This is a genomic window from Bacteroides mediterraneensis (assembly GCF_016900355.1).
Taxonomy (GTDB): domain Bacteria; phylum Bacteroidota; class Bacteroidia; order Bacteroidales; family Bacteroidaceae; genus Phocaeicola.
In genome coordinates this window covers 59,430-71,884 of record NZ_JACJKA010000007.1, presented here as the reverse complement: position 1 = coordinate 71,884, position 12,455 = coordinate 59,430, and the positions used below count along the sequence as shown (strand labels likewise).

At 38.3% G+C, this 12,455-nt stretch carries 7 protein-coding genes and 1 pseudogene; 6 read left to right on the top strand and 2 right to left on the bottom strand.

The genetic code is table 11. The features are described from left to right. Positions 1 to 22: 22 nt before the first annotated feature. Both H6A28_RS05715 and H6A28_RS05710 read left to right on the top strand, forming a co-directional pair. Positions 23 to 2,248, top strand: coding sequence for a GH92 family glycosyl hydrolase (locus H6A28_RS05715; protein ID WP_204479294.1), 2,226 nt, complete (start codon positions 23 to 25; stop codon positions 2,246 to 2,248). A gap of 624 nt (positions 2,249 to 2,872) precedes the next feature. Next, positions 2,873 to 3,451 carry a hypothetical protein gene (locus H6A28_RS05710; protein WP_204479292.1) on the top strand — a complete coding sequence of 193 codons (579 nt, stop codon included), beginning with the start codon at positions 2,873 to 2,875 and terminating at the stop codon, positions 3,449 to 3,451. Between the two features lie 130 nt (positions 3,452 to 3,581). Here H6A28_RS05710 and H6A28_RS15085 read toward each other — a convergent pair. Together H6A28_RS15085 and H6A28_RS05705 are read right to left on the bottom strand one after the other, a co-directional pair. Next, positions 3,582 to 3,808: pseudogene (locus H6A28_RS15085) on the bottom strand (DDE transposase); the annotation flags it as partial. A 188-nt stretch (positions 3,809 to 3,996) separates the two neighbouring features. Next, positions 3,997 to 4,593, bottom strand: a complete 597-nt coding sequence (locus H6A28_RS05705) for an RNA polymerase sigma-70 factor (protein ID WP_204476124.1) — start codon at positions 4,591 to 4,593, stop codon at positions 3,997 to 3,999. Between the two features lie 152 nt (positions 4,594 to 4,745). Here H6A28_RS05705 and H6A28_RS05700 point away from each other — a divergent pair, with 152 nt between their 5' ends. Genes H6A28_RS05700 through H6A28_RS05685 form a run of 4 tightly spaced genes read left to right on the top strand, consistent with a single transcriptional unit; the run spans position 4,746 to position 12,454 of the window. Then, entirely contained in the window at positions 4,746 to 5,768 is a 1,023-nt protein-coding gene (locus H6A28_RS05700; RefSeq protein ID WP_204476123.1) for a FecR family protein, read from the top strand. Positions 5,769 to 5,795: 27 nt separating this feature from the next. After that, positions 5,796 to 9,230 carry a TonB-dependent receptor gene (locus tag H6A28_RS05695; RefSeq protein WP_430641266.1) on the top strand — a complete coding sequence of 1,145 codons (3,435 nt, stop codon included), beginning with the start codon at positions 5,796 to 5,798 and terminating at the stop codon, positions 9,228 to 9,230. 9 nt (positions 9,231 to 9,239) lie between these two features. Beyond that, positions 9,240 to 11,027: a RagB/SusD family nutrient uptake outer membrane protein gene (locus H6A28_RS05690; RefSeq protein ID WP_204476122.1), complete on the top strand. Its 1,788-nt coding sequence runs from the start codon at positions 9,240 to 9,242 to the stop codon at positions 11,025 to 11,027. A gap of 14 nt (positions 11,028 to 11,041) precedes the next feature. Beyond that, positions 11,042 to 12,454 carry a sulfatase gene (locus tag H6A28_RS05685; protein ID WP_430622435.1) on the top strand — a complete coding sequence of 471 codons (1,413 nt, stop codon included), beginning with the start codon at positions 11,042 to 11,044 and terminating at the stop codon, positions 12,452 to 12,454. The last annotated feature ends 1 nt before the right edge of the window (position 12,455 follow it).

Genomic DNA, 12,455 nt, shown 5'->3' with positions numbered 1-12,455 from the left:
GAATTATATTAAATTTAAAACCATGGATAAAAAATCATTATTCTTTGTTCCGGTCTTGTCTTTGTGTTTGGTTTCTTGTGGAGGTAATCAGGAGAAACAGGAAATGGAAGACTTGACGCAGTTTGTAGACCCCCGCATCGGTACCGGTGGACACGGACATGTGTTTTTCGGGGCGAATGTGCCTTATGGCTTCGTACAGTTGGGCCCGACCAGCATCCCTCAGTCGTGGGACTGGGTGTCGGGTTATCATGAATCGGACTCTACAGTCATCGGGTTCCCTCATACGCACCTGAGCGGTACGGGTATCGGCGATTTGCATGATATCAACGTGATGCCGGTGGTGGGCGAAGTGACTTATGCACGCGGCGATACCACGTCGTATGAAACCGGTCTCTGGTCATATTCCGACCGTTCGAAAGAGGTGGTCACCCCGGGTTACTATCGTACGCATCTGTCAAGATACAATGTGGACGTGGAACTGACAGCCACCAAGCGGGTGGGATTCCATAAATATACCTTCCCTGAAAAGGAGAGTCCGGCCATTGTGTTCGATATGGTGAACGGAGGTTGCTGGGACAAGACTACGGATGCGGTGATTCGGGTAGTCAACGACAGCACACTGAGCGGTTACCGTTATTCCAAGGGATGGGCCGACGACCAGCGTATTTTCTTCCGGGCCGAGTTCTCGCGGAAGTTCGACAGTGTAGCCTTCATTGTCAATGATTCAGTCAAGGAAGGCAATATGGGCCAGGGAGCCCAGCTGTTTGCCCGGGTGAATTTCCCGGCAGGAAATCCGGCACCGATTTACATGAAGGTGGCCCTTTCGCCTACATCCGAAGAGGGGGCCCAGTTGAACATGCAGACGGAGCTTAGTGGCTGGGATTTTGAGCAGACTGTGGCCGATGCCAAGGCTGCCTGGAACAAGGAGCTGAACAAGGTCAAGGTCTCCACACAGGATGCAGTGTCCAAGAAGATTTTCTATACCAGCCTGTATCACACCCTGTTTGCTCCCTCAGAATTTTGTGATGTGAACGGCGATTATTATGGAGCCGACAAGCAAATACACCACGGAAAGGGTTTCAAGAATTACACCACTTTCTCTCTTTGGGATACTTATCGGGCTGCACAGCCTTTGATGACTATTCTCCAGCCGGAACGGATGAGCGACATCATCAACACGATGCTGCATATTTATGAGCAGCAGGGCAAGTTGCCGGTATGGCACCTGATGGGTTGCGAGACCAACTGTATGGTGGGCAATCCGGGAGTGCCGGTAGTGGCAGATGCCATTCTGAAGGACATCAAGGGCTTTGATTCGGAGCTGGCGTTCAAGGCGTTGAAGGAATCGTCCATGCTGCCGGAACGTGGTATGGAATATCGAATCCAGTACGGATTCATTCCGGCCGATAAGATGACGGAAGCCATTGCTTACGATATGGAATATGCCATTGCCGATTGGGCGGTGGCGCAGGCTGCCCGCCGTTTGGGCAAGCAGGAGGATTATGCCTACTTCCTGGAGCGCAGCAAGTCGTATAAGAAATATTTTGATGCTGCTACCGGCTTCATGAGAGGCAAGTTGAGCGATGGTTCCTGGCGTACGCCTTTCAGTCCGTATGCATCGGCGCACAGAGACGATGACTATTGTGAAGGAAATGCCTGGCAGTACACTTGGCTGGTGCCGCAGGATGTAGAGGGACTGGTGGAATGCTTCGGCAGTAAGGAGGCTTTTGTCCACAAACTGGATTCTCTGTTCCTCGCTGAAGGTGACATGGGAGAAGCATCTTCTCCGGATATTAGCGGTCTGATTGGGCAGTATGCACATGGCAACGAACCTAGCCACCACATCACCTATTTATATACAATGGTAGGACAGCCATGGAAGACCGCCGAGCGGGTGAAAGAAATTCTGCATACCATGTACACCGACCAGCCGGACGGATTGTCGGGCAACGAAGACGTGGGTCAGATGTCGGCGTGGTATGTGCTTTCTTCTTTCGGTTTCTATCAGGTGGAACCTGCCGGAGGTAAGTTTGTCTTTGGTTATCCGAACTTCGAGAAGGTCGAAATTGCGGTACCGGGCGGCAAGTTTGTCATCAAGCGGAACGATCAGGGCCAGCAGAACAATTACATACAGGGTGTGCTCCTGAACGGAAAAGAGTACAAAAAATCCTGGATAGGATATGCCGATATCATGAAGGGAGGTGAGCTGACCTTCCTGATGGGCGATAAGCCGGTGGTATGGTATTGATGGAATTAATGGAAAGTCCGGCCATCGAGTTTGTATCTCGATGGCCGGATTTTTTATATAAAGGAGTATTTATATAGATAGACGACTCTTTTTTTTGAATTTTTGATTTCTCTCTTTATATTTGTGGTGTTCTATGAAAAATCAGGCGTGATGCATAGAATTTTTATTTATGAGAAAGGCGTTTACGAACGTTATCTTCTGCATTCGAATCTCGCAAGTTTGAACCAACAGGAAGATAAGGCAACGGAAACGCCCACTTTTGGTGTAGTGTCAAGTGTCGTGCATGTTCTGTGCACGATACTCTGTATATTATTCCAGGGCGTGGGCTGGCTGCGTTGCTTATCCTTGTTGGTGGGCAATGCGAGAGCCTGAATGCGGGATGAGCATAGTACAGACTCCCATGCCTTTTTATTTTGTCCGCTAAATCTGGGGAGGCTATAAGCATAAAAAAAGATGTTATGAAAAAACGGTATGTTTTTCTAAGGTCCGTCAGAAGTTATGGATTGAGAGAAGGGGAGGGGTTGACTGGCAGAATCAGTTCGACGATGGATGTGTATTTGTCGAGTGGAGGGAAAGGAGTAAACGCAAGAATTAATATTACTATGTTTAAATAAAATAAGACAGATGAAGAAGATTATATGTTTATGGATGGCTATATTTTCCATCTCAGTTACCGTAAGTGCACAAAAACTGTATGAAGATGATTTTAAGAAAAACCGTGTGGCTATTGATTTAGGGATAGGCTCGGCGAAAGGAGCTAATGGAATCTTTGATTTAGGAGTGCGTTATCAGAGGAATTTCTTGCCTTATTTGTCTTGGGATGCTATTGGAGTGAAGGCGATGGTAGGGACAGATTATTTTGATGAATTATGGACTCATACGTTATTGCAGGCTATGACGGGTATTAGAGGTACGTCTCCTTGTTTCTATAAAAATATGTCGGGTTATGTGGCTTTGGATGCAGGATATGGATACCATATAGAAAACGATTATGGAGGCGTATGTTGTGAATTTAACCTTGGCCTGAATGTATGTAAGAATGTGTATGTGGGTTATGCGTTGAATTTTCAAAAGGCAAATGTGGAAACTTATGTAATGGGACATACTTATTCGAATGATATGAAAGCGAAGACTCATTCTTTGCGAGTAGGGTTTATTTTTTTATTAAGGATATTCAGTAAATGCCTTTTAAAAAACAGATGACATATGAGGATGATAGAGTATAATCACTCCATATGTCATCTTTATTGTTATTTTTCTGTGTTTTTTTAATAATTCTATTTAGCTTTGGAAGAAGTCTGATGACCTCTTGGGAGGCTGTAAAATCATGCCAGGCTGCCTTTCCCAGTCTGTTCTTAGTCTTGTCTATCATCAGTGTGGTATTGCCGTATGTATTCCGAAGAAGATTCATGGGATTTCCATTTTTCTGTTTTGTGCTTTTATTTTTGAGAGCGGGTAATGTTGTTTCTGAGTGCTGAAACTGTTTTCAGGCTGAATGGTTCTTTTCTTTGACTATTCATTTTTGAAAACCTTCTTCAGGAATTCATCCTTGGCTGTCCTTTCTTGTGTATGAAGTTTGGGAATTCCTCCGTTTGGATTATCAAATTTTATTTATGTGAAATATTTAAAGATATAAAAAACAACTGATTCATAACTTGCTATGTATGAATTAGGTAGTTAATTCTACACTATTTACTGGAGGTGCCTTTTTATGTCTGTTTTATATTGATATTTGACATTTCTAGTTGTTATAATATATGTTTGTATTGAGTAAGGAAATGAGGAATAACAATACATAAAAAGGGTAAATATTCTTGTAGGTCTTTTCGTAATAATTTTAAAGCCTGTTGAATTCTATAGTCTATAGTTTTGGGAGAAACATTAAGTATGTCAGCAATATCCTTATAGCTTTTTCCTTGGAAACGATGCATAATAAAAGCCTCTCGGTAAGATGGAGGAAGTGCATTGATAGCCTCTTTTAATCGTTGTGATAATTCTTGAAAACGATAAAAATTTTCTTCTTCCATTAATTGTTGCGTTGCTTCAAAAAATTTGATATCAGCTGCGTTTTTTATTTCATTTTCTTTGATTTGATTTATAGCCTTGTGATAGACACTTTTGAGAAGATATCCTCCTAAAGAACTTTGAATATTAAGAGCTTGTCTATGTTCCCATAACCATAATAGAGTATCACCAGCGATTTCTTCTGCATCTTCGATTGGCACGAAACGTGTACCATATGTACATAATATTGGATAATATTTTCTGAAAATGCATTCAAAAGCTGTTAAGTCATTTTGTTGTAGACGACCTAGCAAATAGATATCTTGGTCTAAGATTCTCATATCTACAAAGGTATATGAAAATCTTAGTTTTGATATGTTTTTTTGTTTTTCTTTTTATAAAAATATCGCAGGGTTAATGTATGTTAAACTATTCCAAGGGAGTTTAGGATTTCTAGGTTGGGAGTTGTCTTTTAAATAAAAAGAAAATTCAAATGAAAGATAATAAAATTGATATAGAGGAATTAATCATCCGTTATTGTGAAGGTAATATTAGTGAAAATGAAAAATGTTATGTGGAGAATTGGATGAGTGAATCAGAGGAAAATTTTCAGATTGTTCGTAAAATGTATACTTTAATTCTAGCAGCAGATACTCATCTTGTTAATGATAAAAGAGTAGATATGGCTTGGATGCGTATGAAAAAATCTCTTGACGGTTGTGATAATAAAAAAAAGGGAAAAAGAGATTGGGTATTATGGATGCAACGTGTTGCTGCAGTATTATTCTTTCCTTTATTGATAGGGGCATATCTTTTATATATAAATCAGCAGAATGTAGATTCTTCTGTAGCTCAGATTTTAGAAATTCGTACGACCTCAGGTATGACGGCTAAAACATATTTGCCAGATAGTACTTTGGTATATTTAAATTCGGGTTCTGTTTTACGGTATCCGTCAGAGTTTACAGGAAATACACGTGACGTTGAATTGATGGGGGAGGCTTATTTTGAAGTGGCAAAAGATCCTTCTCATCGTTTTGTTATTACTACTCCTCAACAAGCTAAAATAGAAGTGCTTGGAACAAAATTTAATTTGGAGACAATTGATAAGACGGAAGAAGTAATAACAACCTTGCTTGAAGGTAAGGTCTTATTTTCTTATCAGAAAGGAAATCGACCATACTCCGTTGAGATGTTTCCTGGACAGAAGGTCGTTTATCATCGCGCATGTGAAAGTATTGAATTCTATAAAACGGACGGAGTGTCTGAAATTGCTTGGAAAGATGATAAGATAATATTTAATAATACTCCTTTGAAGGATGCATTGCATCTACTTGAAAAACATTATAATGTGGAGTTTGTCATAAAGAACCCAGTTTTTTATCAATATTCTTTTACGGGAACGTTTACCAATCAGCGTTTAGAACAAATAATGGAATATTTTCATGTTTCATCGAATATACATTGGCATTATACAGATACATATGGCATAAAGAATCAAATAGAGCTTTATTGATAAAATTTTTACTTAAAACCTTAAATTATGGAGAATAACAAAATCTTTTGGAGGAAAATTTCCTCTGTAACTAATCTGCTATTGTGTGGAATGTTTATTCCTATTGGAATATTGCATGCGTCAGAAAGTTATGGTCAGCGTGTGATGATTGACTTAACCGCAAAGAATATGACTGTGAAAGAGGTCTTGGAACAAATAGAATCTCAATCAGACTTTGATTTCTTTTATAATAATGCCCATATCGATTTGAATCGCCAAGTGGCAGTTCCAGATAATGGAGAGGAACTGTTTGCTATTTTGGACGATGTTTTTAAGGGAACGGGAGTAAAATATGTTGTTATGGATAAAAAAATAATCCTTTCTACTGATACGGAAACAACGAGTCCTGTGCAGCGTAAACAGAAAATTAGCGGTCGTGTGGTGGATGTTTCAGGAGAACCGATTATTGGGGCTACAATTAAGGAGAAAGGCACATCTAATGGTACTATCTCAGATTTTGATGGGAATTTTGTGTTGGAGGTTTCCTCTTCTGTTCTTGAAATTTCATATATTGGCTACCAGAGTCAGACAGTAAAATCAGATGGAAGTCAGCCTTTATCTATTGTCTTAAAAGAAGATACACAAACTTTGGAAGAGGTTGTAGTGGTAGGATATGGAGTACAGAAAAAAGCAAATTTAACTGGAGCTGTTAGTAGTGTCAAGATGGATGAAATATTAGGAGATCGTCCTATTACTTCTGTTAGTGATGCCTTATTGGGGGCAATGCCGGGGCTTCAGGTAACAGGGACTTCAGGGCAACCAGGATCAGAAATGAGTTTTAATATTCGTGGAACCAATAGTATTAATGGTGGAAACCCGTTAGTGTTGGTGGATAATGTTGAGATGGATATTAATATGCTGAATCCGGAAGATATTGAATCAGTAACGGTATTGAAGGATGCGGCAGCTTCTGCTATTTATGGAGCCCGTGCTGCTTTCGGAGTTATTTTGGTTACAACGAAAAAAGGAAATACGGACAGTAGTGTTTCGGTAAATTATTCTAATAATTTTTCATTTAGTCGCCCGGCTAATATGCCTCATAAGGCTAGTCCAATGCAGACAGTTCAGGCTTATAAAGATATGGGATGGGTAAACTATCGGACTGGAGAAAATGTAGATACTTGGCTTGGCTTATTGGATGATTATGCCCATAATCCCCAAAATTATCCTGAAGGTTATGCAACGATAGATGGTCTGCGTTATCAACTTCAAGAAACAGATTTATTTGACGATATGCTGGAAACAGGTTTTCAACAGACTCATAATTTGTCTGTAAGTGGTGGTACAAAGAAACTTTCTTATCGGATGTCGGCTGGTATGGTAAAGCAAGATGGAGTATTAGTCACGGATAATGATGCTTATAATCGTTATAATGTTTCTTCTTATATTCGCTCTGATGTTTATTCATGGATTACACCGGAATTGGATCTTAAGTATACAAAAGTACATTCTTCACTCCCGTATTCTGCTGCATCATATGGTATTTGGGGAGCTGCGGTAGCTTTCCCTTCTTATTTCCCTTTGGGAGATGTACAAATGGAGGATGGAACTACTTTACCAATCAATACTCCTCATAATCAGATTGTATTAGGATCTCCTAAAGAGAATAATAGGGATAATTTGCGTGTTTTTGGAAAAATTACAGTAACTCCTTTTAAAGATTTGAAGATTATCGGTGAATATACATATAATAGGAAAAACTCTCAAAGTAGCCAATATGATAAAAAATATGAGTATGCCAATGGAAATAGTAATTTTAATCAAGAGACTTCGGTGGCAAACTCTATGTATAAGGTTATTTCAGGTACCACAGATTATATGGCTTTGAATCTTTATGGAAGCTATAGTAAAACTATCGGGAAACATGATTTTAGCGCTATGGCTGGGTTTAATCAAGAAAGTTATATGTTTCATGAGATTATAAGTGCTCGATGGGACATGATTAATGATAATCTTCCCTCTTTGTCTCAAGGAACAGGAGATTATGAAAATAGTGAGTCTTTTTCTGAGTATAAGGTACGTGGACTATTCTATCGCTTGAATTATTCTTTTGATGGTAGATATTTATTTGAAACTAACGGGCGATACGATGGATCTTCTAAATTCCCTGGTAAGAGCCGTTTCGGTTTTTTCCCTTCTGTCTCTGCAGGATGGCGTGTGAGTGAAGAACATTTTATGGACTGGAGTGATTCATTTTTATCCAATCTGAAACTTAGAGTGTCATGGGGTAATATTGGTAATCAAAGCATAGACCCTTACCAATTTGTTCCAGCTATGGAAGCTTTTCGACCGAATTGGGTTGTAAATGGAAGTAAACCTACGGCTTTAAAACCACCTGCTTTGGTTAGTAATAACTTTACTTGGGAAAAGGTGAGTACACTAGATTTTGGATTTGACCTCGGTTTATTTAATAATCGATTAAATTTGGTGTTTGATTGGTATCGTCGTGATACTAAAGGAATGCTCGCACCTGGTATGGAATTGCCTGGTGTTTTAGGAACTAAGGCTCCTATGCAAAATACTGCAGATTTACGCTCTAAGGGATGGGAAGTTTCAATAGATTGGAATGATCGAATTGGAAATGTAAATTATTATTTAGGCTTTAATTTATATGATGCACGTACTAAAATCATGAAATATGATAATGCTTCTCAGTTATTGGGTAAAGATGCAGATGGTAAATTGTATTATCGTGAAGGTATGGAGCTAGGTGAAATATGGGGGTATGATACAGATCGTTTGTATACAGAAGATGATTTTGATGTAGAAGGAAATCTAAAGCCAGGAATTCCCAAAGTGAAAGGTTACAATCCAAATCCTGGAGATATATTGTATGTAGATCATAATAACGATGGAATTATTGATAATGGTACAAATACAGGAGTGAACCCAGGTGATACACGTATTATAGGGAATAGCACGCGTCGTTATCAATATGGTATTCGTGGAGGTGCAGGATGGAAAGGATTCTCGTTATCATTTATTCTGCAAGGAGTAGGAAAACGTGATATGTGGATTATGAATGAACTGTTTTATCCGCAATATGAGGAATTTAGTACAATTTATGATTCACAGTTGGATTATTGGACTCCAGAGCGTACTAATAGTTATTTCCCTCGTTTGTATCAATCAGCTAAAGGGAATACAACAGCAAATACCATGACTCAAACTCGTTATTTGCAGAATGGAGCTTATCTTACTATTCGTAATATTACGTTGTCGTATTCGTTACCTAAGAAATGGCTGACTTCGTGGGGAGTAAAAAATTTACAGATATTCTTTAGTGGTGAAAATTTATTTACTTTTGATCATTTGCCGAAAGGACTTGATCCAGAACGTATAGTCACTGATGACTTAGGGTCACGAGGATTTACTTATCCTTATATGCGTCAATATTCATTTGGTATCAACTTAACTTTATAATAGCTTATTATGAAAACATATATATTAGGATTGGGATTGTGTCTATATATGACAAGTTGCTTAAATGATGGTTTCTTGGATGTAAATCCTAAAGATCGTCAAACAGAGCATACAACTTTTACCTCGTATGATAATTTTAAGATGTATTCTTGGGGGTTATATGAGATTTTTACCGGATATGGAAATGGTCAAGATATGAGTTTCTTTAAAGGAGAGTATGAAGCTGATAATATGATTCGTGCCGTCAAAGGGAATGAAGGGCAGTATGCTTATCAGAAGGCAAAAGTAAATGCTACTGACAGTGATTGGGATTATGAATATATTCGTAAAGTAAATTTGATGTTGGATAATCTGGATGATGCTGAAATGTCTGATACAGATAAAGAACATTGGAGAAGTGTTGGGTATTTTTTTCGTGCTTATAAATATTTTCAGATGATGTCTTTGTTTGGGGATATTCCATGGGTAGAGCATGTTTTAACAGAGAGTAGTGAAGAATTGTATGCTTCAAGAGATTCTAGAGATTTGGTAGCAAAAAATATATTGTCAAATTTACAGTATGCAGAAGAACATATTAAAGAAGTAGGTGATGGAGATAATACAATTAATACATCTGTTGTTCAAGCTCTAATATCTCGTTTTGGATTGTTTGAAGGAACATGGAGAAAGTATCATGGCTTGAATGATGCGGAGACGTATTTGAAAGCTAGTGCTGAAGCTTCTGAGAAAATTATGACAAAGTTTAAGGATTTACATCCTAAATATGATGAACTTTTTAACTCTGAAGATTTAAATGGTGTGTCAGGTATTATTTTATATAAAGCTTATGCAACAGCTCAATTAGGACATGGTTTAACCCGTATGGTAAGAACTGGAGAGTCGAAAATTGAAATGACTAAAGATGCTGTAGATAGTTATTTATGTAAGAACGGTTATCCTGTAAATAATCATCTGAGTAATTATGGAGGGGATCAGAATATTTATAAACAATTTACAGATCGTGACGAAAGATTGTATTATACGGTGTGTCCTCCTTATAAAGTGAAGTTATCAGGAGCAGCAGCTAGTTCTACAGGATGGAGTTATACAGAAAATCCTGATGAAAGAAAATTTATAGATTTGATGAAGAACTTATCAGGAGAAACGTATCATCGTTTACCTACATCGAACTTTAAGGGTTTTTATAATCAGGGACAGCCCCATTTTGTAGATTACAATTGGAGTATTGCGTGGAATGCAAGTCAAATGGGTTTTTGGATGTGGAAATATTATAATACCCATACAGATTGTAGTAATGCTAATGGGGTAAATACAACGGATGCGCCATTATTTCGTTTAGGCGAGGTACTGCTGAATTATGCAGAGGCTAAGTGGGAGTTGAATGAATTTAATCAAGATATAGCTGATTTGACTATTAATAGATTGAGGGATCGTGTACACGTAGCCCACATGGAGGTCGCTCAGATAAATGAAGCTTTTGATCCGGCTCGTGATGCGGACGTTGATCCTGTTTTATGGGAGATTCGACGTGAAAGACGTGTTGAATTAATGGGAGAAGGTTTTCGCTTTGATGATTTGCGTCGTTGGAAAAAAGGACATTATGTAGATAAACAACCGTTAGGAGTATATATCTCTAATCCTGCAGAGTATGGAAATAAACTTTTATTAAATGCAGATGGTTATGTGTATTTCTTTGAGAAGCCTTTAGGTTGGCTTGATAAGTATTATTTGCGTCCTATTCCATTAAATCAGAAAGCATTGAATCCTAATCTTGGTCAAAATCCCGGCTGGGAATAATAAAAATTTTGAATATGAGAGCTTTTTCATTATTAATATCAACGCTTCCTTTTTTTACTTCATTTTCTCTGTCTGCGGCAAAGCAGACAGAGAAAATGAATGTATTATTCTTAATGGCAGATGATATGCGTCCTGAATTAGGGTGTTACGGAGTGGAAGCAGTGAAGACACCTAATATTGATCAATTTGCATCAACAGGCGTTTTATTTCAAAATGCATATTGTAACGTTCCTGTTAGCGGTGCTTCTCGTGCCAGTTTATTAACAGGGGTTTATCCTCATTATCCAGAACGTTTTGTTAGTTTTTCAGCTATGGCTAGTAAAGATTGTCCAGAAGCGATTCCTTTATCTGGTTGGTTTTCTTCTCATAGCTATTATACTATTTCTGATGGAAAAGTTTTTCATCATATTGAGGATCATGCAGATTCTTGGAGTGAGCCTCCGTATCGGACACATCCTGATGGATATGATGTATATTGGGCAGAATATAATAAATGGGAACTATGGATGAATAGCGCTTCGGCTCGTACGATTAATCCTAAGACAATGCGTGGTCCTTTTTGTGAGTGGGCAGAAGTCCCGGACACAGCTTATGATGATGGAAAGTTAGCAGAAAAGGCGATTGCTGATTTAAAGCGACTGAAAGAGAAAGGAAAACCTTTCTTTCTTGCATGTGGCTTTTGGAAGCCTCATCTTCCTTTTAATGCTCCTAAAAAATACTGGGATTTATATGATAGGGAGAAAATACCTGTGGCAGAAAATCGCTTTCGTCCAGAAGGCCTCCCTGAAGAAGTAAAAAATTCCCAGGAAATTTATGCTTATGCCCGTACTACATCTCCGGATGATATTTATTTTATTAAAGAGGCAAAACATGGTTATTATGCGTGTTTAAGCTATGTTGATGCACAAATAGGAAAAGTCCTTAATGCATTAGATGAACTTGATCTGTCAAAAAATACGATTGTCATTTTGTTAGGAGATCATGGATGGCATTTAGGGGAACATGGATTTCTAGGAAAGCATAATCTGATGAACATGTCTACACATGTACCTTTAATAGTTCGTGTGCCAGGAATGCAAAAAGGGAAGACGAAGTCTTTAGTGGAATTTGTTGATATTTATCCCACTTTGTGTGAACTCTGTAATCTTCCTTTTCCAGAACAATTAGACGGTATGAGTTTTGTCCCTATTTTAAAAGATCTAAAAAAAGAGATCAAAGATAAAGTATACATTCAGTGGGAAGGAGGAGATAATGCAGTCGATTGGAGGTATAATTATGCAGAATGGGAAAAAGGTAGCCGTATGTTGTTTGATCATCAAGTCGATGTAGAAGAAAATAAAAATAGGGCAGATGATCCTTCATATAAAAATGTAGTGAAGAATATGTCATCTTTTTTACAGAAGAAAAAACGCATTTTAAATAAATAAT

Bases quoted from the DNA above. Each gene is read 5' to 3' on its own strand.
- H6A28_RS05685 (WP_430622435.1), top strand. From the start codon at position 11,042: ATGAGAGCTTTTTCATTATTAATATCAACGCTTCCTTTTTTTACTTCA.
- H6A28_RS05705 (WP_204476124.1), bottom strand. From the start codon at position 4,593: ATGAGAATCTTAGACCAAGATATCTATTTGCTAGGTCGTCTACAACAA.
- H6A28_RS05700 (WP_204476123.1), top strand. From the start codon at position 4,746: ATGAAAGATAATAAAATTGATATAGAGGAATTAATCATCCGTTATTGT.
- H6A28_RS05710 (WP_204479292.1), top strand. From the start codon at position 2,873: ATGAAGAAGATTATATGTTTATGGATGGCTATATTTTCCATCTCAGTT.
- H6A28_RS05695 (WP_430641266.1), top strand. From the start codon at position 5,796: ATGGAGAATAACAAAATCTTTTGGAGGAAAATTTCCTCTGTAACTAAT.
- H6A28_RS05715 (WP_204479294.1), top strand. From the start codon at position 23: ATGGATAAAAAATCATTATTCTTTGTTCCGGTCTTGTCTTTGTGTTTG.
- H6A28_RS05690 (WP_204476122.1), top strand. From the start codon at position 9,240: ATGAAAACATATATATTAGGATTGGGATTGTGTCTATATATGACAAGT.